We start from the raw sequence: 21,201 nt of genomic DNA, 5'->3' as shown, positions 1-21,201 counted from the left end.
TCATCCATACAGACAGTCACGCAAGCGGTTCAGCCCGCGCGCCATCTCTTGTTCTTCGGCCACCATCGCGACCCGTATGTATCCCTTGCCGGGGTTCACGCCGCCGGCCTCCTGGCTAAGATACGCGCCGGGCAACACCCGAACGCCGGTCTCTTTCCAGAGCTTGATCGTCGCCTCTTCGCCATCAGGCACCGGCAACCACAGGAAAAATCCCGCCTCGGGGCTGTGATAGCCGGGCAAATTGCCAAGGATCTCGTCCGCCACACGGTATTTTTCACCATAAAGACGGCGGTTCTCGACCACATGCGCCTCGTCCTGCCAAACCGCCGTGGCGGCATGCTGCAATGGCATCGGCAAGGGGCTGCCGGCATAATTGCGCAGTTGTTTCATCGCCTTGATGCTCTCGGGCCCGGCTGCCACAAAACCGCTGCGCAGCCCCGGCAGGTTCGAGCGCTTGGACAGGCTGTGAAACGCCACGATCCGCTCGGGATCGGCGCCCATCTCATGGGCCACCTGCAACAGGCCCACGGGCGGGCCATCGCGGTAAATCTCGGCGTAGCATTCATCTGCGAAGATGCGGAAATCGTGCTTTTCCGCCAGAGCGATAAGATCGGCCCAATACTCGCGGCTCGCCACCGCGCCCTGCGGGTTGCTCGGCGAACACAGATAGGCCACCGTCACCCGGTTCAGAACATCTTCCGAAAGACTCGTGAAATCAGGCAGATAGCCAGTCTCGCGGGTGGCATTCAAAAATACCGGCTCTGCGCCCACGCTAAGTGCTGCGACCATGTAAACCTGGTAAAACGGGTTCGGCACCAGCACCACGGGCCGTTTGCCCGCCTTGGTTTCCGGGCAAAGCGCCATCATCGCATTATAGAGGCCCTCGCGCGTGCCATTCAGCGCCATGATCCGGGTATCCGCGGCAAGATCAACGCCATAGCGCCGCCCCACCCAACCGCTCATCGCCTCCAGAAGCGACGGCATGCCCTCGTTGACGGGGTAGTTGCCAAAGCCATCCGCGTGCTCTGCAATGATATCGACAATCCAGCGCGGGAAATCGTGCTTGGGCTCGCCAATCGTCATATGCAAGGCCTCGCCGCCGGGCGCATGAGCGTCCAACAAGCTCCGCAGGCGCGGAAACGCATAGGCCGGAAGGTTCGAAAACCGCTCGGGAAACATCTGATACTGCCTCAAAGATTGGGATCGTTATCGCCCCATTTGAAACCGAATCTACCCAAGCCCCGGCTTCAGGTCCAGCAAAACCAATACCTTGACAGACAAATTGTGGCATTTTGGCAGGAATGCCCACACCCGCACTTTCATCTTTCCAAAAATACTCCCGCCGGAGGCGTCCCTGCCTTGCCCCGCGCGCCCTAGGCCAAGGCGTCTTCGGCGGCCTTGACCACGCGCAAAAGCCGCTCTTCCTGAAACGGTTTGCCACAGAACATGATCCCGCAACTTGGCTGGCCCGTGGGCAATGTCACGGCGCAAAGCCCCATCAGGTTGCCAACCCGCGTGTTGCGCAGGGTCAACAGGTTCTCGGTGACATAATAGGCCTCATCGCTCATCAACCGCTCGGCATTGGGCGGCAGGTTCGGGGCCGAGGGCATGATCACCGCATCATAGCCCGCAACCCGCGCGGCCCAATCGCGGCGCAACCCGTCAAGCATGCGCCATCCGGCCACGTAATCGGCGCTGCTGACCTCTTTGCCACCGCGAAAGCGTTCGAGAATGGGCGCGAACATCCTTTCGGGCGCGGCCTCGATCACGTCGCGCCAGATGCCATAGGCCTCGCCGGTGAAAAGCGCCGCCGAAAGCGGCATCGCTTGCGCCACCTCGGGCGCGTCGATTTCCTCGACCACCGCCCCCGCCTCGCGCAGACGCGCAATGGCGGCCTCATAGGCGGCGCCCGGTTCGGGGCGGATATCATCCAAAACCACCGTCTGAAGCGCGGCAAAGCGCAGCCCGTCAAGGCGGGCACCACGCAGATCGGCGGGTTTGCCGCCCTCAAGGGCCGCCAGCATCAGCGCCGCATCCTCGACCGAACGCGCCAGCGGGCCGACCGTATCAAACTTGGCACAAAGCGGCACAACCCCCGCTAGCGACACCCGCCCGGCGGTGGTTTTCAACCCCACCAGATCGTTCCAGGCCGAGGGAATGCGCACCGAGCCGCCGGTGTCCGATCCGATGCCACAGGCCGCCAGATCATAGGCCACACTGGCCGCCGCCCCCGAGGATGACCCCCCCGGCACCGCGCCCGCGTCATTCACACAGGGCGGCGTCGCCGTCACCGGGTTAAGGCCAAGCCCGGAAAAGGCCAGCTCGCTCATATGGGTCTTGCCAAGACAGACAAGCCCCGCCGCCGTGCCATTGCGCAAGACCTCGGCGTCACGCTCGGGCACGCGACCGGCCAACAGGGCGCTGCCCGCCTCGGTGGCAACGCCCGCGCTGTCAAACAGGTCTTTCCAGCTGATCGGCACGCCGTCCAGCACACCAAGGCGTTGCCCGGCGGCGGCGCGCTCGGCGGCGGCCTCGGCCTCGGCGCGGGCGCGCGCCTCGGTCACCGCGCTATAGATACGGTCGCGCGCCGGGTGGGCGTTGATCGCCGCAAGATAGGTCTCGGTCAGGGCCTGCGGGTCGATCTCGCCGCGCCCGATGCCGCGCCCCAGATCGCCTGCTGTCATCTTCAGCCAGTCTTGCATTGCCTGTCCCCCGCCTAACGTTGCATTCAAAAATCATTGGTAGCGGCAGAGCGGCGCATGGACAATCCCGCCCCGTCAAACATATTGAGGGGTATGGAATATGACAGCGATATCGTGATTGTTGGTGGCGGGCTCAATGGCCCGGCGCTTGCCTTGGCCCTTGCGCGCGCCGGGTTGCGCAGCACGGTGATCGACGCGCTCGACGAGCCAGTGCGCAAAAACGCCGCCTTTGACGGGCGCGCCTATGCTCTGGCCCTGGCCTCGGTGCGGCTTCTGGACAATCTCGGGATTTGGGCGCGGGTCGCCGATCACGCCCAACCGATGCTTGAAATCAAGGTCTCGGACGGGCACGCGGGCCAGGGGCCTGCGCCGTTCTTTCTGCATTTCGACCATGCCGAGATCGAAGAAGGCCCGATGGGTCACATGCTTGAGGATAGGTTTTTGCGCCGCGCCCTGCTTGCGGCGATGGCCGAGACGCCGTTGATCACCCAGGTGTCCGGGGATCGCGTGATCGCGCAAGAGGTCGGCCCGAAAGGCGCAAGCGTCACGCTTAGGTCGGGCAAGGTGATGAGCGCGCGGCTGATTGTCGGCTCTGACGGGCGCGGATCGGGCACCGCAATGCGCGCCGGGATCAAGCGCACAGGCTGGGGCTATGGGCAGACCGCTCTTGTGGCGGCAATCGCGCATGAGCTGCCTCATAATGGCATCGCGCATCAGTTTTTCATGCCGCACGGGCCGCTTGCGATCCTGCCTCTGCCCCGCAATCAAAGCTCGATTGTCTGGAGCGAGACAGATGAGACCGCCGCCCGCTTTGCCGCCCTGTCGGATGCGGATTTCATGGAGGTTCTGCGCCCGCGCTTTGGCAATTTCCTCGGGGATATCACGCTGGCGGGCAAACGGTTCGCCTATCCGCTCAGCCTGAGCGTCGCCAACGAGTTTGTCGCAGAGCGGCTTGCCCTGATCGGCGATGCGGCGCACGGGATGCATCCGATTGCGGGGCAGGGCCTAAACGCCGGGCTGCGCGATGTCGCCGCTCTGGCGCAGGTGCTGGACGAGGCCAGCCATCGCGGCGAAGACTTTGCCGCCGCCGATGTTCTGGCCCGATATCAGCAATGGCGCCGGTTTGATACCGCAACGCTTGCGATGGCGACGGACCTTACCAACCGGCTGTTTTCCAACGACAACCCGCTGCTGCGCGTGGCGCGCGATCTTGGCATGGGCGCGATTGGCGCCATGCCCGGCCTGCGCCGTGGATTTATCCGCGAGGCGGCGGGGCTGTCGGGTGATCTGCCCGACTTGATGCGCGGCTAAGAAGGTCGCTCCAGAAAGCGGATGACGGTATCGCCATATTTGCGTTCCTCGATAAGCTGAACGCCTTCGGGCGGGATAATGCCTGCGCTTTCTTCCCAGACGATCAGCGCCCCTTCGGCGATCCAGCCCCCGGCAAGGGCCGCGCCGAGCGCCGCTTCGCCAAGACCTTTGCCATAGGGCGGGTCAAGAAACACAAGGTCATGCGGCGCACCGGGGTTTTCACCCGGACGGCGCGCGTCGGTTTTGAAAATCCGGGTTTCGCTCTCGGCACGGCAGAGCGCGATATTCTCGCGCAGAATGCTAAGAGCCTTGCGGCCATCTTCGATGAAACTGACCATCGTCGCGCCGCGCGACAGCGCCTCAAGGCCAAGCGCGCCGGTGCCGGCAAAGATGTCCAGAACCCGCGCCCCGCTTACCGGATCGCCATACCCACCTGCCAAAACGTTGAACAGGCTTTCGCGTACCCTGTCGCTAGTCGGGCGCAAATGCGCGGCGGCATCCCCTTTGCCAACGCTGGCAAGGGCGCGGCCACGATGTTTTCCGGCAATGATCCTCACGCTTTCAACAACGCCTTGAGGTCAACGCTGGCATCGCCCACCAAATCCGGATCGGCGGTTTTGCCTGCATCAATCAGACGCTTGCCGACCATATAGGCGCGCGGGTCATTCATCGCGTCGACCGCCAAAAGCTCTGTGCCCTTGAAGTACCAGAACGACACCGCATCCTCGCCGTCGGCGGCGCGGGTGACAATCCTGTCATAGCCGGTATTCAGCCCGGCGATCTGGAGCTTGACATCATATTGATCCGACCAGAACCACGGGCGCGGCACATAGGCCACGTCCTTGCCCATGATGTTGCCCGCCACGCAATCGCCCATGTCGATCGCATTGGGCACGCTTTCCAGCCGCAGCCTGCCGCCGTCATAGGGGAAAGAGGCGCAATCGCCGATCGCCCAGATCGACGGATCGCTGGTATGTCCCATGGCATCGACCGCGATCCCGTTGTCGATCACAAGGCCCGCCGCCTCGGCAAGGGCGGTGTCGGGGGTAATGCCGACACCGACGATGACCATATCCACCGAAAGCGCGCTACCATCGCTAAGGCGCGCGCCGCTCACCTGGCCCTCGCCCATCAGCCGCTCAAGCCCGATACCTTCGCGGATATCGACACCGTGGCGCGTATGCAGGGCGCGGAAGTAATCAGAGGTCTCTTTGGCCGCCACGCGCTGCAAAATCCGCTCGCCCATTTCGACAAGAACCACCTGCATGCCGCGACTGGCGGCGACCGCCGCCGCCTCAAGCCCGATATAGCCGCCGCCGACGATCAAAACCTTTGCGCCGGTCACGAAACCCGGTGCCATGGCATCGACATCGCCAAGCGTGCGCACCACATGCACCCCGCCAAGATCGCCACCAATGGAAGCAGGCAAACGTCGCGGAAGCGAGCCGGTCGCGAGCACAAGATCGTCATATCCAAGACGCTCTTGCCCCATGACCACCTCTTTGCTCGCCCGGTCGATCCCCGTGACCGCAGAGCCAAGGCGCAAATCAATATCGGCCTCGGGATAAAACCGCTCGGGGCGCAGGTAAAGCCGCTCGAGCGCCATGTCGCCCAGCAGGTATTTCTTGGACAAGGGAGGGCGCTGATAGGGGGGGACAGGCTCATCACCGATCAGGGTGATCGCCCCCTCAAAACCATCCGTGCGCAGCTTGGCCACCACCGACGCGCCGGCCTGTCCGGCCCCGATCACTACTACCCCCGGCATTCGCCCTCTCCTTAATTTATCGTGGTCACTTGCCTATCACCCGCCTATATCTACATCCAAATGAAACCCATTTAATAGGCGAGGAACGACCATGACCATTTCGAAAGGCGACAAACTTCCCGATGCGACGCTTTTGCAACTGGGCGCAGACGGCCCGCAAGAGGTATCGCTTAACGCACATACCGCTGGGCGCAAAGTGGTGATCTTTGCCGTGCCGGGCGCCTATACGCCGACCTGCCATTCGGCGCATGTACCAAGCTTTGTGCGCACCAAGGCGCAGTTTGACGAAAAAGGCGTGGATGAGATCATCTGTATCAGCGTCAATGACCCCTTCGTAATGAAATCCTGGGGCGAGGCGACCGGCGCGACGGAGGCGGGCCTAAGCATGATGTCGGATCCGCAAAGCGCGTTTACCAAGGCGATTGGCATGGAGTTCGATGCGCCGCCCGCCGGGCTTTATGGTCGCTCCAAGCGCTACGCCATGCTGGTCGAAGATGGCACGGTGACCTTGCTGCATGCCGAGGAAAGCCCCGGCACCTGCGAAGTGACCGCCGGGGAATCGCTTTTGGCGGCGATGTAAGCCAACCCCACCTTGAGGGACTTAGGAAAAGAGCGGCGCAGGTCGCTCTTTTTTGTTGGGGTGAGGGGCGCTGCCCCTCACACTCCCCGGGATATTTTCAGCAAGAAGAAGCAGGCCGTCGGGCATCAATCGGCAGACGCCGGGCGGCGATGATCAGGGCGATCAGGACAGCCAGCCCGCCGAGAACGTAGTATCCCAAAATGCGCTGGATATCGGCATAGGGCATCAGGCCCTCGCGGGCGGTACCGAAGGAGGCGAGGTAAAGCGTTGCAGCAAAGACGAGCCGCGCGCAAAAGCTCTGTAATGACAGGTAGGTGGCGCGGCTGGTGTCCTGCAATTCCGGCTGAACCCGCGCGGCGATGAAGGGCTTCGAGAGCGAATCCGGCACCATTCGCAGGAACATGATCGCGATGACGATGATGGTGTTGCTGAGCGCCAGAATACCGATCAGGGCGATCTGCATCGTGAAAGCCGCCATCAGGATCGCAGGTAGACCAAGCCAGTTGCGAAGCCGCAGAGCCCAGCAAGACGTGAGCACCGAAATCACCATCATCGCCGCCGAGACCGCGCCGCTGACCATGGGCGCGTTGGCGCCGTGACCACCGTCGTTCAGGGCCGCGAGGATAAAGGGCTGGCCAAAGACGAAGGGCAAATGGCTAAAGCCGTACATCAGCACGCTGAGCGCAAAGAGCCAGATCAGAACCGGCTGGGTCAGCGCGGATTTCAGCGCGTGCAGCCGCAGCACTTCGGCCCCTTCGGGCAAGGGGGCGCCGGATTTGGGCGGCTCGTGAAAGCGCAGGGCGAGCAAAAGCACCCCGCCAAAGGCAAATGCACCTGCGTAGAACGGCGCAGTCGACGCGAGCGTTGCCATGGCGCCGCCGGTGATGGCGGACAGCGCAAGCGCGGTGAAGGAAAACCGCCAGGCCCGGAGTTCCTGTTGCTCGACCTCGGCCTTGCGACCGGCGGCCACGAGTGATTCATAGAGCATGGCGCTATCGGTGCCCGAGGCGAAGGCCATGCTTGCCCCCATCAGGATCTGGGCAAGGGCAAAGGTGGCGAAATCATTGCCAAGCGCCAGCAAGATCGCCCCCGCAAGCCCCGCCACAGCCGAGGCCAAAAGGGTAAAGCGACGCCCAAACCGGTCGGACATCTAGCCAGAGGGCACCTCGAGCGCAGTGGTGCCGACATCATAGATGGCATAAAGCAGGATCGCCTCGGTGGCGGAAAGTTGCGCCTGGAAATAGAGAAACCATGGGTAGATCGCGATGTTGCGCGCGGCCTGTTCGCAAGGCAGGGTCCGCGCCCGCGTCATGGCATGCCGGTCATACGCAGCGGCGCCGTCATCCCTCGGCCAGACCGTCCATCTTGCGGGCAAGCTTGAGGTCAAGCGCGCTAAGCCCATCGACGTCATGGGTGGTCAGGACCACGTTCACCTTGTTGTAAACATTGAACCATTCTGGATGGTGATTCCATTTCTCGGCCCAGATCGCGGCGCGGGTCATAAAGCCGAAGGCCTCGACGAAATTGGCGAACTTGAACTCTTTGAAGATCGCATCCCGCTCTTCATCGAGCGTCCAGCCGTTTTCAAGCAAGGGCGTCAGAGTAGTCTTGCGGGCGGTCTCGCTCAGGTGTTCGCTCATTCGTGATCCTCCATGTCGGTTTTGCGGAACGGGCCATAGCCGGTGAGAACCTCGATATCCTCATCCACCGCCGCGCGCTCTGCCTCAAGGTAATGCGCGACGGCTTCGGCGAAACCCTCATCGCGCAGCCAGTGCAATGAATGTGTGCCCACCGGCAAATAGCCGCGCGCCAGCTTGTGCTCACCCTGCGCACCAGCCTCTACCCGGTCAAGCCCCTGCGCAATGGCGAAATCCATCGCCTGGTAATAGCACAGCTCGAAATGCAGGCAGGGGTGATCCTCGGTGCAGCCCCAGTATCGGCCATAAAGTGCCGAGGCGCCAATCAGGTTCATCGCCCCTGCCACTACCCGACCCTCGCGATGTGCCAGCACCAAAAGGATGTCATCGCGCAGCCGGTCATGGGCGAGATCAAAGAACGCCCGCGTCAGGTAAGGCGTGCCCCATTTGCGCGCGCCGGTATCCTGATAAAACGCCCAGATCGCATCCCAGTGGTGCGGCTTGATCTGATCGCCGGTCAGCTGTTCAATCTCGCCGCCAAAGCCCTGCGCACGGGCGCGCTCCTTGCGGATGGTCTTGCGCTTGCGCGACGACAGATCGGCGAGGAAGGCGTCAAAATCGGCATAGCCGCGATTGACCCAGTGATATTGCTGGGTCTTGCGCGCCATAAGGCCCATGGCGGCCCCGGCGCGGGCCTCATCCTCGGTGCAAAAGGTAAGATGCAAGGATGAGAGCGCATTGCGACCGGCGGTTTCGACCGCGCCCTGAACAAGGGCGGCGCGCCCGATCTCTTCAAAACCGGGGCGTACCAAAAACCGTCGCCCGGTCACCGGCGTAAACGGCACCGCAACCTGAAGCTTGGGGTAATAGCGCCCACCCGCCCGCTCATAGGCATCGGCCCAATTGTGATCGAAGATATATTCGCCCTGACTGTGGGACTTGAGATAGAGCGGCGCACAGGCGATGACCTGCCCCTCGGCCTCGGCCGTCATGTAATGGGGTTGCCAGCCGCTTCCGACGCCGACAGAGCGGCTGTCTTCCAGCGCCTTGAGAAACCGGTAGGTGGTGAAGGGGTCGTTCGGACGCCCCCCGCCCGCAGCCTCGGGGCAGGCGCAGGCATCCCAGGCCTCGGGCCCGATCTGCGCCAGGGCGTCGTGCAGGCTTATCACTACCTCGCTTTGCGTCATTGGCCCCGCCGTTCTCTTGCCACAGGTTCTATCTGGCCCGCCTTGCGCGCGGATCAAGCGGCGGGCGTGGGAAGATAGCCCTCGAATGTGATATTATCTGCGGTTTTGCGCGCCTCGGCCTCGGCTTGCGGCGACCGCACGGTCCAGCAGAGTATCCCGGCCCCATCAGCCTTGAGGTCGGCAAGGCGCGGGTTGTCCAGATCGTCGATATCGTGGCTGACAAAGACCGATCCGGTCGGGCCGTAATCGGGAATATCACGAAGCCGCGCGCGGGTTTCGGCGCGCAACAGCGGCCAATCCGCGGCGGTATAGCCACAGGTGACGATCCCGCGCGGCATGTCGGGCGCAAGGCTGGCCAAGCGGGCAACCATATGCGGATTGAACGACATCACCGCGACCGGGCCGGTATAGCCCGCAAGACAATCGGCCGTGGCCCGTTCAAGCGTACCGTCGGTTTCGCCCATCTGGCCATGCTGATCCTTGAGTTCGACCAAAAGCGGGGCGCGCCCGGCGACAAGCGCTAACACCTCGGCAAGATCGGGAATGCCCTCATCGCCGCCCAAAAGCGGGATTTGCCCGAGCTCGACAGAATCGCGTTGGCGCACCGGGCCCTTGACGCCGGTCAATCGGTCAAGGTCGTAGTCATGAAACACCATCGCGCGCCCGTCGCGCGACAGTTGCAGGTCGATCTCGATGCCATAGCCCGCTTTGATCGCCGCACGGATCGCCGCGCGCGAATTCTCGGGGCGCCCATCCGCCACGTCATGCAGCCCGCGATGCGCAAGCGGCAGGCGCAAAAGCACCTCTGCCAGCGCCGTCATCTGATCTGGAACACCCCGTCTATTTCAACCGCCACGCCAAACGGCAAGGACGGCGCCGAAACGGCGGCGCGCGCATGTTTGCCCGCGTCGCCAAGCGCCTCGCCGATAAAGTCAGAGGCGCCGTTGATCACCTGCGGCTGATCGGTGAAATCGGCGGTGGAATTGACAAAACCGGTCAGCTTGACCACCCGCACCAGCCGGTCAAGATCGCCGCCACAGGCCGCCTTGACCTGCGCCAAAAGCGCAATCGCGCAGACCTTGGCCGCTGCGGCACCTGCCGCCGCATCCATGTCATCGCCAAGTGTGCCGATGATCAAGCCGTTGTCATCCTTGGCAATCTGGCCCGAGACATAAAGCATGTCGCCCGCCTGCACATAGGGCACATAATTGGCCGCAGGGGCCGGGGCATCTGGAAGGGTAATCCCCATCTCGGCAAGTTTTGATTCAAATTGGCCCATGTTCACATCTCCCTTGGTACTGCGTTGCGCCGACGCTAGTCGCTGTTTTTCGGGAATGAAATCAAAAAACGGCTCTGCGCGCGATCAAATCGGCCTAAGCGCGAAAGCGCTTTGCTCAGATAGCGATTGCTGGTCAAGCAATTCCTGTTCGATCGGCTCAGGCTGGCGGGGGACTGACCCGCCTGCCGGGTCTGATCCACCTCGATAGGCCCGCTGCAATGCGGCCAAATACGCGGCGGTCAGGGCGCGTCTGAAAGCGGGCGCCGACCCGGCCCATGATTCGCCCCCGGACACAGACCTGAAGCAGATAAATAGGACCTGTCAGCATCAGGGCATTCCCATAAGGCAGCTCAAAAAACCGACCCACCAGCAGCGATCACCGCTTTTACGGCGCAAGATATGCAATTCTTCACGCCCGGGATCATTTTTTCACCTATCCAATCGCATCCACATTTCGAATGATAAAGGTTACATGTTGCAAGGAAACGGTTTAAATGGGCAAAATCGATGTCACCAATCTGCCACAGCATCGTGAACAAGCCGCGAACCCGGATGGGTTTGCCAGCCTGATCGTATATATCATCCTGTGATTCCCTGACTTTACGGATATTTCAATTGCTGCCTTCGAACTTGAAATTGCTTTCTAAACCCGTAAGCCGCGTTGCTGCCCTCGTCGGCCTGATTCTGCTTGCGGCCTGCGCCAAGCCTGATCCTGCACAGACGACGCAAGAGGCGTTTGACCCTTATGAAGGCCAGAACCGTGAGGTTCACCAGTTCAACCGCCGTCTTGACCGCGCGCTGGTTCGTCCGCTGGCAAAGGGCTACACAAGCGTCGTACCCGACGACATCGAAAACGCAGTTGTGCGGTTTGCAGTCAACCTTTCGCTGCCCAGCGATGTCGTCAACAACGTGCTTCAGCTGAACATGCGCGGCGCTATCGAGGACGCCGCGCGCTTTGTGGTGAACACCACTGTTGGCCTTGGCGGTTTCTTTGATCCGGCCAGCGAAATGGGCATGGCTGCGGGCACAAACACCGATTTCGGCGAAACCTTGCATGTCTGGGGCGGGCGCGAAGGTGCCTATGTCGAATTGCCGATTCTCGGCCCGTCGACAGAGCGTGACACCTGGGGCATGGCGGTGGATCTCTTCACCAACCCGCTCACATATATCCTTGATCCGCCCGAAAGCTTTGCCGGTACGGCCGCAGGCGTATCCGCCGGTCTGAGCAAACGCGAGAAATTTGGCGATACGATTGATTCAATTCTCTATGAAAGCGCCGACAGTTACGCGCAGTCACGATCACTTTATCTTCAAAATCGCCGGTTTGAACTGGGCGGAACGGCAGGCAATACTTATGTAGACCCATATGATGCCCCTGCCACTTCCGGCTCGTTGGAGGACCCTTATGACCAGTAACCTATCGCGTCGCCATTTCATCACCACCGGCCTTGCTTTTTCCGGACTTGCCGCGATTCCGTCCGGCGTTCTGGCGCTTACCGATGCGCGGGCGCGCACGCTTGTTGATGCGGTTGTGTCGGATATCAACCGGGTGATCGCCTCGGGAAAACCCGTGTCCGGCATGATTTCGGACTTCGAGCGCATCTTTACGCGCTACGCCGATGTTAACATCATTGCCCGCTCGACCCTTGGTGCCGACGCCAACCGCATTTCAAGCAGCCAGATGGCCGCCTTTACCAAGGCGTTCCGGGGCTATATCGCGCGCAAATATGGCAAGCGCTTCAACGAGTTTGTCGGTGGCCGTATTGAAGTGAATTCGGTCAAAGCGGTGAAATCCTGGCATGAAGTGAAATCGACCGCCTATCTACGCGGCGAGTCGCCCTTCGAGGTCAGCTTTCTGGTTTCTGACCGCTCGGGCAAGGACCTGTTCTTTGATATGATCATCGAAGGCATCAGTCTGCGCCTGAGTGAACGCACCGAAGTGGGCGCGATGCTGGATCGGCGTAATGGCGATTTCAACGCGATGATTGCGGACCTCAAGAAGGCCGGCTGACCCGACCAGACAGAGCTTGTTATTATCAAACGGCGCCCCTTTGGGCGCCGTTTTCAGTTCCCCCCAAAGATTCCGCGCAGGATATTTTCAATCGGATTGTTGCTGAGCGGCCTTTGCCTGCGTTGCCGGGGGGCGGCCGGGGCGGCCCTGGGCGCCGGGCGCAGCATAGGCAGCGGCTTGACCGGCACGCCCTCATGCACGCGCACCATGGTTTCGCGCCAGATTTCCGCCGGAAGACCGCCGCCCGTCACCCCGGTGAGCGGCGTGTTGTCGTCATAGCCCATCCAGACCCCGGCCACGTAATCGGCGCTAAAGCCCAGAAACCAGGCATCGCGCGCCGCCTGTGTGGTGCCGGTCTTGCCGGCCGCCTCGCGGTCGGGCAATTTGGCCCGGGCCCCGGTGCCGCCATCGACCACCCGGCTCATCATATAGATCAACTCGCGGGCAGCCTCTTCGCGGATCACCCGCTCGCCAATACCGCCGCCGCTGCCCATCAGGGGGGTTTTTTCCCCCAGAAGGCTAAGCTCGACCAGACCATAGGGTGTCACCGACGACCCGCCGTTGAGAATGCCCGCATAGGCCCCGGTCATCTCGATCAGCGTGCTTTCCGAAGCCCCAAGCGCCAGGGCCGGCCCCGCCGCCAGATCGCTTTCGATGCCAAAATCGCTGGCCACCTTGCGCACAAGATCGCGGCCGACGTCTTCCGAAATCTTGACCGCCGGCACGTTCAGCGACTGGCGCAGCGCCTCGGCCAGGGTCACGCGGCCATAATGCTTGCGGGTATAGTTTTCCGGGCACCAGCGGCCCGATCCCGCAATGTTTATACAATAGGGCTCATCCACCACGACGGAATCATAGTGGTATCCCAACTCAAGCGCGGTGGCATAGACGAAGGGCTTGAACGCCGATCCGGTCTGGCGGTTGGCCTGTGTTGCGCGGTTGAAGGCGCCCACGACCTTGGTCTTGCGCCCGCCCACCATGCCACGCACCGCGCCATCGGCCGACATCACCACAATTGCGGCTTGCGCCTTTGACCCGTCGCGCACCTTCTCCTCGAAAATATACTTCAGCGCATCCTCGGCGGCGCGTTGAATGCGCTGATCAAGGGTGGTCTTGATGATCACGTCCTCGGTGGTGTCGCGGGTGAAAAATTCTGGCCCCGAGGCCATCACCCAATCGGCGAAATATCCGCCGGCCTGCGCCTCTGCCGCCGCCGAAAGCTCTGCGGGGTTGGCCAGAGCGATGGCAACCTCCTGGTCCGACAAATAGCCCTGACGGCGCATCAGGCCGATCACCACCGAGGCCCGGTTCTGCGAGCGCTCAAGGTTGCGTGTCGGGGCCAATGTCGTGGGGGCCGTCAAAAGCCCGGCCAGCATCGCCCCCTCGGAGGGGTTGAGATTGGCCGCCGATTTGCCGAAATAGCGCTGTGCTGCGGCCTCGGCGCCATAAGCACCGCCACCAAGATAGGCCCGGTTAAGGTAAACCGACAACACCTGATCCTTGGTGTATTTCGCCTCCATCGCCAGGGCATAGATCGCCTCTTTCGCCTTGCGCCACAGCGACGAGCGGCGGCAATCAGAGACATACTCGGCCTCGCTCTTCCATTGGGTCTCGTCATATTTGACACCGAAGCACAGCAATTTGGCGGTTTGTTGGGTGATGGTAGAGCCGCCATTGCCCGACAGCGGACCGCGGCCTTCGCTCAGGTTGATGCGGATCGCGCTTGCAATACCGATCGGATCAACGCCGGGATGCATGTAAAACCGCCGGTCTTCGGTGGCGATCACCGCGTTCTTGAGGTGTTTGCTGACCGTATCGGCATCAATCACCCCGCCAAACTGATCGCCGCGCCAGGCAAAGACGTCACCCTTGCGATCCAAAAGCGTGACAGACCCCTTGGCACGCCCATCCAGAAGCGAGGCATATTCCGGCAGCGTGGTATAGGTATAGCCCACCAAAAGACCGACGATCAGCGTAAGAACCGCGCCAATCCGCCAGCTGATCCCCCAGATCACCCGCAGAACCCAGCCGATGATGCGCGCAAAGAAAGCGATGATCGGATTGCGGCTGCGCGACGGTTTGCGCCGCGCCCGTTTGGCCGCAGGTTTGCGACGCGCAGATTTGGCCGGGGCCTTGCGCGTGCGCTTGGGCGCCACCAAGGGCGGCTTTTTACGTCCTGAATTGCTCATGCTCGCCCTGCCCGGACCTGTTTCTTTGGGGCACTCTATATTGCCTTTTCACAAAAGTAGAGACCCCGGAACACCGCTTGCGGCTTTTCCATTTGCCTATTTTTTAGGCAAATAAACCTTTTCGCCTATTTTTCAATCACGGCACTGCGACAATCGCCCCCGAAACCCGCCTTCCGACTTCAAGAATCCGCGCCCGGCGCCTTTTCTGCAGGTGCAAATAACGCGCTGAGCCACAGGAAACCGAAAGGGGTAGACGTGAAACTCATCATTGCAACGATAAAGCCGTTCAAACTTGAAGAGGTCCGCGAAGCGCTGACCGAGATCGGGGTGCGCGGCATGATGGTTACCGAAATCAAGGGCTTCGGCTCGCAGTCAGGACACACGGAAATCTATCGCGGCGCCGAATACGCCGTGAATTTCGTGCCCAAGATCAAACTGGAAATCGGCGTAAGCGCCGGCATGGCCGATCAGGTGGTCGAGACCATCACCAAGACCGCCCGAACCGGCAAAATCGGTGACGGCAAGATCTTTGTTCTCGACATCGCTCAGGCCGTGCGCGTGCGCACCGGCGAAACCAACGACGACGCGCTTTAACCACGCGCAGGGGAAAGGACAGTACAATGAATTCCATGACCAAACTTGGCCTTGCCGCAACGCTGATCGCGCTGCCGCAGCTTGGCCTTGCACAAGAGGCCGACACGACGCCGACCAACGCCGATATCGGGTTCATCTTCACCACCTTCATGTTCCTCGTGTCGGGCTTTCTGGTGTTCTTCATGGCCGCGGGCTTTGCCATGCTCGAAGCGGGCCTTGTGCGCGGCAAGAACGTCGCGATGCAGCTGACCAAGAACATGGCGCTCTTCTCTCTCGCCTCGATCTTTTACTATATCCTCGGCTACAACCTGATGTACCCCGGCGATGGCTGGAGCATGCAGGGCATCCTTGGCGCGTTTTCGATCACCTCGCTTGAGCCGGTTGGCCTTGCAGGCGCGGAACCTGACCTGACCTATGCCTCGGTTGGCTCTGATTTCTTCTTTCAGCTGATGTTCTGTGCCGCGACCGCGTCAATCGTGTCGGGTGCCGTGGCCGAGCGGATCAAGCTCTGGCCCTTCCTGATGTTCACCATCGTTCTGACGGCCGTGATCTATCCGGTTCAGGCGAGCTGGAAATGGGGCGGCGGTTTTCTTGACGAAATGGGTTTCCTTGATTTTGCCGGCTCGACCGTTGTCCACTCGGTGGGTGGCTGGGCCGCTCTGACGGGCGCCATCATCCTAGGGCCGCGTATCGGCAAATACGCCAAAGACGGCCGTGTCATTCCGATCCCCGGCTCGAACCTTGCACTTGCCACTCTGGGCACGTTCATCCTGTGGCTTGGTTGGTTCGGCTTTAACGGCGGCTCACAGCTTTACATGGACACCGCCGGGAACGTGGCTGACATCAGCCGGATCTTCTCGAACACCAACACCGCGGCGGCCGCCGGGGCAGTGGTTGCTCTGATCCTGACGCAGATGCTCTATAAAAAGCCTGACCTTACGATGATCCTGAACGGTGCATTGGCCGGTCTGGTGTCGATCACCGCCGAACCGCTGACGCCCTCGCTTTTCCAGGCCATGCTTATTGGTGGTGTTGGTGGCATGATCGTGGTCTTCGCCGTACCGATGCTCGACAAGTTCAGGATCGACGACGTCGTGGGGGCCATTCCGGTTCACCTCTTCGCGGGCATCTGGGGCACTCTGGCTGTGCCACTGACCAACTCGGATGCAAGCTTTGGCACCCAGATTATCTCGATCCTGATCGTCGGCGCCTTTGTTGTCGTCGCCTCGGCCATCGTCTGGCTGCTGCTCAAGGGCATCTTTGGCCTGCGCGTCAGCGAAGAGGATGAGATCAACGGCCTCGACATGGCAGAGCTGGGCATGGAGGCCTATCCAGAATTCTCCAAAGGCTGATCCATCCTCCTCCCGATCAGCCGTAAGAGATCTTCCCGGGCGTTCGCGCCCGGGTTTTTTTATGCCTGATCGGTGCGTCATTCCCTCTCACCGCATCTAGCAGAATCGCCCGGGTCCGTGCTAAGTCTTGCGGTATGAGCATCGCCAACCCCAATATAGACCCGGCACAGCCGCTTATTCGCCAGCTTGACGAGGGCGCGATCAACCGTATTGCCGCCGGTGAGGTGGTCGAACGCCCCGCCTCTGCGGTCAAGGAACTGGTGGAAAACGCCCTTGATGCGGGCGCGACGCGGATCGACGTGGCGATTGCCGATGGCGGCAAGACCCTCATTCGGGTGCGCGACGACGGCTGTGGCATTGCGCCCGAGCAACTTCCGCTGGCCCTGGCGCGTCATGCCACGTCAAAGATTGACGGCACCGACCTCCTCAATATCCATTCCTTCGGGTTTCGCGGCGAGGCCCTGCCCTCGCTTGGCGCGGTGGGTCGGCTGACCATCACCTCGCGGGCGCGCGGGTTCGAGGCGGCTGAAATCTCGGTCTCTGGCGGCCAGATGAGCGCGGTCAAACCCGCCGCTCTGAATTCTGGCACCACGGTCACCCTGCGCGATCTGTTTTATGCCACGCCTGCGCGGCTTAAATTCATGCGCAGCGACCGCGCCGAGACCCAGGCGATCAGCGATACCATCAAGCGCCTTGCCATGGCCGAGCCCTTTGTCGGCTTTACCCTGCGCGATGTGTCGGGGGGCGGCGAAGGGCGGATCACCTTTCGCGCCGACCCGGAAACCGGTGATCTGTTCGATGCCCTGCACGGGCGGCTGGCGCGGGTGATCGGGGCCGATTTCGCCGAGAACGCCCTGCGCATTCAGGCCACGCGTGACGCGCTCAGCATGACGGGCTATGCCGCCCTGCCGACCTATTCGCGCGGCTCTTCGGTGACGCAATACCTCTTCGTGAATGGCAGGCCCGTGCGCGACAAGATGCTCTATGGCGCGCTGCGCGCCGCCTATAGCGACGTCCTCAGCCGCGACCGCCACCCGGCGGCGGCGCTGTTTCTCGACTGCGGCCCGACGCTGGTAGATGTCAACGTGCACCCGGCCAAATCCGAGGTCCGCTTTCGCGATCCGGGGCTGGCGCGCGGGCTTATCGTGTCGGGGCTGCGCCATGCTCTGGCCGAGGCCGGGCATCGCGCCTCAAGCACGGTTGCGGGGGCCACGCTCGGGGCGTTTCGCCCCGAACCCGCCGGACCCGCGGGCGCGCGCGTCTACAAGATGGATCGCCCCTCGCCCGGTGCCCGCGCCCTTGCCTATCAATCGCAAGCGCCCGGTTTTGCCGAGATGCAACAGGCCTATAGCGCGCGGGTCGAGCCGGACCCGAACGAGGCCGGCACGCAAGAGCCGGACGAGCCCCCCGCAACCGCCCTGCCGCTTGGGGCGGCGCGCGCGCAGGTCCATGAAAACTATATCATCGCCCAGACCGAAACCGGCATGGTCATCGTGGATCAGCACGCCGCGCATGAACGGCTTGTCTACGAACGCCTCAAGGCACAGATGGCCGACACCGGCGTCGCCTCGCAGGCGCTTTTGATCCCCGATATCGTTGATCTCTGCGAGGCCGATTGCGCCATCCTGCTTGATGCGGCAGATGATCTTGCACGGCTTGGCCTTACCCTCGAACCCTTCGGGCCGGGCAGCATCGCGGTGCGCGAAACACCCGCCATTCTGGGTCAGGTCAACGCCCCTGCCCTGTTGCGCGATATCCTCGATGAACTCGCCGATCAGGGCGACAGCCAGACCCTCAAATCGCGCATCGACGCGATCCTGTCGCGGGTTGCCTGTCACGGCTCGATCCGCTCGGGTCGGCGCATGAGCGGTGAGGAAATGAACGCCCTTTTGCGCGAAATGGAACGCACGCCGCTATCAGGCCAGTGCAACCACGGCCGCCCCACCTATGTGGAGCTGCGTCTGTCTGACATCGAACGCCTGTTTGGTCGCACATGATTCAGATCGGCGATACTCAGTTTTCGCTTAGCGAGCCGCTTGTACTGGCCGCCCTCGTGGGGGCCGCACTTGTGCTGCTGATCCTGATCCTGCTGATCATGGCGGTGCGGGCCTCGGCGCGTTCGGCCAGCCTCGCCGAACCGCTGGCGCAGCAGGTCGGACAATTGGGGCTTCGCGTGCAGGGGCTCAGCGACGGGCAACACCAGCTTGCCGGCGGGCTTAACCATGTTTCCGAGGCACAGGCAGCGGCGCAATCGCATCTGCTTCAACTGATGGAAAAGCGCCTGTCGCAGGTGTCGGAACAGATGTCGGAAAACCTGCAAGGCTCGGCCCGGCGCACCGCGCAATCGCTTGGCGATCTGCAACAGCGGCTTCAGGCAATCGACAAGGCGCAGGATAATATCACCAAGCTCTCGGGCGATGTTCTGTCGCTTCAGGACATCCTGAGCAACAAACAGACCCGCGGGGCGTTCGGTGAAATCCAGCTGACCGATATCGTGACCAAGGCCCTGCCCTCGGATAGCTATAGCCTGCAACACACGCTGTCGAACGGGCGGCGCGCCGATTGCCTTATCCACCTGCCCAACCCGCCGGGGCCGATCTGTATCGACAGCAAATTCCCTCTAGAAGCCTATGAGGCCCTGCGCCGCGCCAAGACCGATTGGGAGTTGAACGAGGCCGCCAAGTTTCTGCGCATCTCGGTCAAGAAGCATATCCGCGACATCTCGGAGAAATACATTCTGGACGGCGAAACCGCCGATGGGGCGCTGATGTTTCTGCCCTCCGAGGCGGTCTATGCCGAGCTTCACGCGAATTTCCCCGAACTGGTGCGCGACGGGTTTTCCGCGCGGGTCTGGATCGTGTCGCCGACCACCTGCATGGCGACACTGAACACCATGCGCGCCATTCTCAAGGATGCGCGCATGCGCGAACAGGCCGGCGCGATCCGGCGCGAATTGGGTTTGTTGTTCGGCGATGTAGAGCGATTGGGCACGCGGGTGGAAAACCTTGACCGGCATTTCAATCAGGCGGCCAAGGATATCTCGGATATCAAGATTTCCGCCGATAAGGCCGGGCGCCGCGCCCGCCGTCTCGACAACTTCGACTTTGAGGAACTCGCCCCCGAGTCAGAGACCGCCATCGTTGCCCTGCCGAAAGACCGCTAGGCACAGGACACGAAAAAGGCCGGGTGCGCACTCATTACGCCCCCGGCCCCTTGGAAAACGAGGTTAACCGTTACAGGGCGGCCAGAATGGCCACGGGCAGGCCAAGCATGCCTGCGGTGATGATCGCGATTGAAAGTCCAAGACCTTTAAACATGTGACGTTCTCCATTGATTGGGTGTGCCGATAAACAGGAGGTAGCCCTGCGCGTCCTCAAGGGGATGCGGCAGGCTGTCACAGATGCGCTCTACATCGTTTCCAGACAATGCCGCCGGAATGCGCGTTTCAACAGGTCAAGTTCTTCGCGCAAAAGCGAGATTTCCGAGCGGATGTCATAGCTGAGCACATCACCGGACAAGAGCGCGAAACTGTCGAGCACCTCGCCGCTGCGCGCGTCGCGGATCACAAAGGTCTGAACCCCGTCGGCAATTGCCGCCGCAGGCACCGGCACCCGCACGACCCAGAGACCATCATCCGGCTTTTCGACAACCTCGACATCCGGCACCGGCCTTTGAAGGTGCATCACCTCGATCTGGGGCTGGTAATTGCCCACGCCCTCATAGGTCAGAACCCCTTCCCAGACCCCTTCAAACAGGCGCGTTTTGGTCAGCGTCAGCTCACTCATCCGGGGGTCCTTTCTTATAATTCTGCGCGCGGGCGGCGGCTAAAGGTGAGGTCGTGCAAGACCACCTGGCTCATCTGCGGGTTCTCGAAGATCAGGTCGATCCACGCCCGCTCCACCCGCTTTTCGTTGAGGTTGGAATAGGCGAGATCAAACTCGACCATGATCTCATCCTCATGCAGCGGCAATTCACGCACGATCTGTTCGGTATTGGGGCCATGCTTGATGTTGAGGCGCGCAAAAATCTCAAGCGGCTTTTCCATCTCGACAATCGTATCCATCCGCAACAGGTGCTTGCGTGTCAGCCCATTGACCGCCTCTTGCGGGAAATCCAGCACCACCGACAGGAACGATCCGTCAAAGGCGAACACATCCATCCGAAGCCCGTAAGGCGCAAGATCGGCCTCGCGGCTATTGCGCAATTGCCGCAAAGACAACTCGGAATGTGCGCAATCGTGAAACAATGTCACTTCGCGCCCCAACATCGACTTTGACTTGACCGAGGCCATGCCCGGAGCGGGCAAAGGTTCGCGCCAAAGCTCGGGCCGCCAGGACCAATCGGTGCCATGCGGCTTGGGAAACGCGTTCGAGCCGATCATCGGCAAGGCCAGACGGTTATCCGCCGTCGAGATCACTTCGTTCAATGAATACATAAGTTTGCGGGCGCGGGCACGCTCCCTGCGCAGATTGGCGAGGCTCATCATAGGGGCATTGCGCGCCGCCTGGCTCCACTTGCGAAGGCCTTGGCGTTGCACAACCAAATCTAGAAATTTCATTCCGGTAATACCATGTAAGTCTCGTCTGGACGTGGT

General features: G+C 61.7%; 21 protein-coding genes. 8 read left to right on the top strand and 13 right to left on the bottom strand.

Annotated features, from left to right (window positions below; genetic code table 11):
- A complete protein-coding gene (locus BUB78_RS07690; protein ID WP_073196756.1) occupies positions 1 to 1,179 on the bottom strand; it encodes an aminotransferase class I/II-fold pyridoxal phosphate-dependent enzyme in 1,179 nt (392 codons plus the stop codon).
- A 194-nt stretch (positions 1,180 to 1,373) separates the two neighbouring features.
- Positions 1,374 to 2,702, bottom strand: coding sequence for an amidase (locus tag BUB78_RS07685; protein WP_073196754.1), 1,329 nt, complete (start codon positions 2,700 to 2,702; stop codon positions 1,374 to 1,376).
- Between the two features lie 57 nt (positions 2,703 to 2,759).
- Here BUB78_RS07685 and BUB78_RS07680 point away from each other — a divergent pair, with 57 nt between their 5' ends.
- Positions 2,760 to 4,013, top strand: a complete 1,254-nt coding sequence (locus BUB78_RS07680) for a UbiH/UbiF/VisC/COQ6 family ubiquinone biosynthesis hydroxylase (RefSeq protein ID WP_073196752.1) — start codon at positions 2,760 to 2,762, stop codon at positions 4,011 to 4,013.
- Here BUB78_RS07680 and rsmD read toward each other — a convergent pair.
- Positions 4,010 to 4,570 carry a 16S rRNA (guanine(966)-N(2))-methyltransferase RsmD gene (gene rsmD, locus BUB78_RS07675; protein WP_073196749.1) on the bottom strand — a complete coding sequence of 187 codons (561 nt, stop codon included), beginning with the start codon at positions 4,568 to 4,570 and terminating at the stop codon, positions 4,010 to 4,012. The genes BUB78_RS07680 and rsmD overlap by 4 nt on opposite strands.
- A complete protein-coding gene (locus BUB78_RS07670; protein WP_073196747.1) occupies positions 4,567 to 5,778 on the bottom strand; it encodes an NAD(P)/FAD-dependent oxidoreductase in 1,212 nt (403 codons plus the stop codon). The genes rsmD and BUB78_RS07670 overlap by 4 nt, the downstream gene beginning before the upstream one ends.
- A gap of 91 nt (positions 5,779 to 5,869) precedes the next feature.
- Between BUB78_RS07670 and BUB78_RS07665 the strand changes: the two genes are divergently transcribed.
- Positions 5,870 to 6,358 carry a peroxiredoxin gene (locus tag BUB78_RS07665; RefSeq protein ID WP_073196746.1) on the top strand — a complete coding sequence of 163 codons (489 nt, stop codon included), beginning with the start codon at positions 5,870 to 5,872 and terminating at the stop codon, positions 6,356 to 6,358.
- 97 nt (positions 6,359 to 6,455) lie between these two features.
- Here the strand turns inward: BUB78_RS07665 and BUB78_RS07660 are convergent, their stop codons facing one another.
- The 6 genes from BUB78_RS07660 to BUB78_RS07640 are packed head-to-tail and all read right to left on the bottom strand — an operon-like array spanning position 6,456 to position 10,461.
- Positions 6,456 to 7,508, bottom strand: a complete 1,053-nt coding sequence (locus BUB78_RS07660; protein WP_073196744.1) for an MFS transporter — start codon at positions 7,506 to 7,508, stop codon at positions 6,456 to 6,458.
- Positions 7,509 to 7,670, bottom strand: a complete 162-nt coding sequence (locus BUB78_RS20670; RefSeq protein WP_170865037.1) for a hypothetical protein — start codon at positions 7,668 to 7,670, stop codon at positions 7,509 to 7,511.
- Positions 7,671 to 7,698: 28 nt separating this feature from the next.
- Positions 7,699 to 7,998, bottom strand: coding sequence for a 4a-hydroxytetrahydrobiopterin dehydratase (locus tag BUB78_RS07655; RefSeq protein WP_073196742.1), 300 nt, complete (start codon positions 7,996 to 7,998; stop codon positions 7,699 to 7,701).
- The gene (locus BUB78_RS07650; RefSeq protein WP_073196740.1) at positions 7,995 to 9,182 is read right to left on the bottom strand and encodes a GNAT family N-acetyltransferase; all 1,188 of its coding nucleotides are present in this window, start codon (positions 9,180 to 9,182) and stop codon (positions 7,995 to 7,997) included. Before BUB78_RS07650 ends, BUB78_RS07655 begins: the two co-directional genes overlap by 4 nt.
- Before the next feature lie 53 nt (positions 9,183 to 9,235).
- Positions 9,236 to 10,003, bottom strand: a complete 768-nt coding sequence (locus BUB78_RS07645) for a glycerophosphodiester phosphodiesterase family protein (RefSeq protein WP_073196738.1) — start codon at positions 10,001 to 10,003, stop codon at positions 9,236 to 9,238.
- Complete coding sequence (locus tag BUB78_RS07640) at positions 10,000 to 10,461, bottom strand: RidA family protein (RefSeq protein WP_073196737.1); 462 nt, start codon at positions 10,459 to 10,461, stop codon at positions 10,000 to 10,002. Before BUB78_RS07640 ends, BUB78_RS07645 begins: the two co-directional genes overlap by 4 nt.
- 630 nt (positions 10,462 to 11,091) lie before the next feature.
- Here BUB78_RS07640 and BUB78_RS07635 point away from each other — a divergent pair.
- A complete protein-coding gene (locus BUB78_RS07635) occupies positions 11,092 to 11,877 on the top strand; it encodes an MlaA family lipoprotein (protein ID WP_073196735.1) in 786 nt (261 codons plus the stop codon).
- Positions 11,867 to 12,472, top strand: a complete 606-nt coding sequence (locus tag BUB78_RS07630; RefSeq protein WP_073196733.1) for an MlaC/ttg2D family ABC transporter substrate-binding protein — start codon at positions 11,867 to 11,869, stop codon at positions 12,470 to 12,472. Before BUB78_RS07635 ends, BUB78_RS07630 begins: the two co-directional genes overlap by 11 nt.
- A gap of 53 nt (positions 12,473 to 12,525) precedes the next feature.
- Here the strand turns inward: BUB78_RS07630 and BUB78_RS07625 are convergent, their stop codons facing one another.
- Positions 12,526 to 14,661 (bottom strand): transglycosylase domain-containing protein, encoded by a 2,136-nt coding sequence (locus tag BUB78_RS07625; RefSeq protein ID WP_073196731.1) that lies wholly within the window; start codon positions 14,659 to 14,661, stop codon positions 12,526 to 12,528.
- Between the two features lie 255 nt (positions 14,662 to 14,916).
- Between BUB78_RS07625 and BUB78_RS07620 the strand changes: the two genes are divergently transcribed.
- The 4 genes from BUB78_RS07620 to BUB78_RS07605 all read left to right on the top strand — a co-directional run bounded on the left by BUB78_RS07620 (position 14,917) and on the right by BUB78_RS07605 (position 19,770).
- The gene (locus tag BUB78_RS07620) at positions 14,917 to 15,255 is read left to right on the top strand and encodes a P-II family nitrogen regulator (RefSeq protein ID WP_073196730.1); all 339 of its coding nucleotides are present in this window, start codon (positions 14,917 to 14,919) and stop codon (positions 15,253 to 15,255) included.
- A 26-nt stretch (positions 15,256 to 15,281) separates the two neighbouring features.
- Positions 15,282 to 16,607 (top strand): ammonium transporter, encoded by a 1,326-nt coding sequence (locus tag BUB78_RS07615; RefSeq protein WP_073196727.1) that lies wholly within the window; start codon positions 15,282 to 15,284, stop codon positions 16,605 to 16,607.
- 134 nt (positions 16,608 to 16,741) lie between these two features.
- Entirely contained in the window at positions 16,742 to 18,604 is a 1,863-nt protein-coding gene (mutL, locus tag BUB78_RS07610; protein ID WP_073196725.1) for a DNA mismatch repair endonuclease MutL, read from the top strand.
- Positions 18,601 to 19,770, top strand: coding sequence for a DNA recombination protein RmuC (locus BUB78_RS07605; RefSeq protein ID WP_073196723.1), 1,170 nt, complete (start codon positions 18,601 to 18,603; stop codon positions 19,768 to 19,770). The genes mutL and BUB78_RS07605 overlap by 4 nt, the downstream gene beginning before the upstream one ends.
- A gap of 244 nt (positions 19,771 to 20,014) precedes the next feature.
- Here the strand turns inward: BUB78_RS07605 and BUB78_RS07600 are convergent, their stop codons facing one another.
- Positions 20,015 to 20,392, bottom strand: a complete 378-nt coding sequence (locus tag BUB78_RS07600) for a hypothetical protein (RefSeq protein WP_073196721.1) — start codon at positions 20,390 to 20,392, stop codon at positions 20,015 to 20,017.
- Positions 20,393 to 20,406: 14 nt separating this feature from the next.
- A complete protein-coding gene (locus tag BUB78_RS07595; RefSeq protein WP_073196719.1) occupies positions 20,407 to 21,165 on the bottom strand; it encodes a DUF6478 family protein in 759 nt (252 codons plus the stop codon).
- Positions 21,166 to 21,201: the final 36 nt, after the last annotated feature.

Source organism: Roseovarius marisflavi (assembly GCF_900142625.1).
Lineage (GTDB): Bacteria > Pseudomonadota > Alphaproteobacteria > Rhodobacterales > Rhodobacteraceae > Roseovarius > Roseovarius marisflavi.
This window is presented reverse-complemented; position numbering and strand designations above follow the sequence as displayed.

Coding starts and splice junctions, on each gene's coding strand:
- BUB78_RS20670 (WP_170865037.1), bottom strand. CDS start 7,670: ATGACGCGGGCGCGGACCCTGCCTTGCGAACAGGCCGCGCGCAACATC.
- BUB78_RS07690 (WP_073196756.1), bottom strand. CDS start 1,179: ATGTTTCCCGAGCGGTTTTCGAACCTTCCGGCCTATGCGTTTCCGCGC.
- BUB78_RS07680 (WP_073196752.1), top strand. CDS start 2,760: ATGGACAATCCCGCCCCGTCAAACATATTGAGGGGTATGGAATATGAC.
- BUB78_RS07600 (WP_073196721.1), bottom strand. CDS start 20,392: ATGAGTGAGCTGACGCTGACCAAAACGCGCCTGTTTGAAGGGGTCTGG.
- BUB78_RS07595 (WP_073196719.1), bottom strand. CDS start 21,165: ATGAAATTTCTAGATTTGGTTGTGCAACGCCAAGGCCTTCGCAAGTGG.
- BUB78_RS07605 (WP_073196723.1), top strand. CDS start 18,601: ATGATTCAGATCGGCGATACTCAGTTTTCGCTTAGCGAGCCGCTTGTA.
- BUB78_RS07660 (WP_073196744.1), bottom strand. CDS start 7,508: ATGTCCGACCGGTTTGGGCGTCGCTTTACCCTTTTGGCCTCGGCTGTG.
- BUB78_RS07630 (WP_073196733.1), top strand. CDS start 11,867: ATGACCAGTAACCTATCGCGTCGCCATTTCATCACCACCGGCCTTGCT.
- BUB78_RS07685 (WP_073196754.1), bottom strand. CDS start 2,702: ATGCAAGACTGGCTGAAGATGACAGCAGGCGATCTGGGGCGCGGCATC.
- BUB78_RS07645 (WP_073196738.1), bottom strand. CDS start 10,003: ATGACGGCGCTGGCAGAGGTGCTTTTGCGCCTGCCGCTTGCGCATCGC.
- BUB78_RS07655 (WP_073196742.1), bottom strand. CDS start 7,998: ATGAGCGAACACCTGAGCGAGACCGCCCGCAAGACTACTCTGACGCCC.
- BUB78_RS07665 (WP_073196746.1), top strand. CDS start 5,870: ATGACCATTTCGAAAGGCGACAAACTTCCCGATGCGACGCTTTTGCAA.
- BUB78_RS07615 (WP_073196727.1), top strand. CDS start 15,282: ATGAATTCCATGACCAAACTTGGCCTTGCCGCAACGCTGATCGCGCTG.
- BUB78_RS07650 (WP_073196740.1), bottom strand. CDS start 9,182: ATGACGCAAAGCGAGGTAGTGATAAGCCTGCACGACGCCCTGGCGCAG.
- BUB78_RS07625 (WP_073196731.1), bottom strand. CDS start 14,661: ATGAGCAATTCAGGACGTAAAAAGCCGCCCTTGGTGGCGCCCAAGCGC.
- BUB78_RS07670 (WP_073196747.1), bottom strand. CDS start 5,778: ATGCCGGGGGTAGTAGTGATCGGGGCCGGACAGGCCGGCGCGTCGGTG.
- mutL (WP_073196725.1), top strand. CDS start 16,742: ATGAGCATCGCCAACCCCAATATAGACCCGGCACAGCCGCTTATTCGC.
- BUB78_RS07640 (WP_073196737.1), bottom strand. CDS start 10,461: ATGGGCCAATTTGAATCAAAACTTGCCGAGATGGGGATTACCCTTCCA.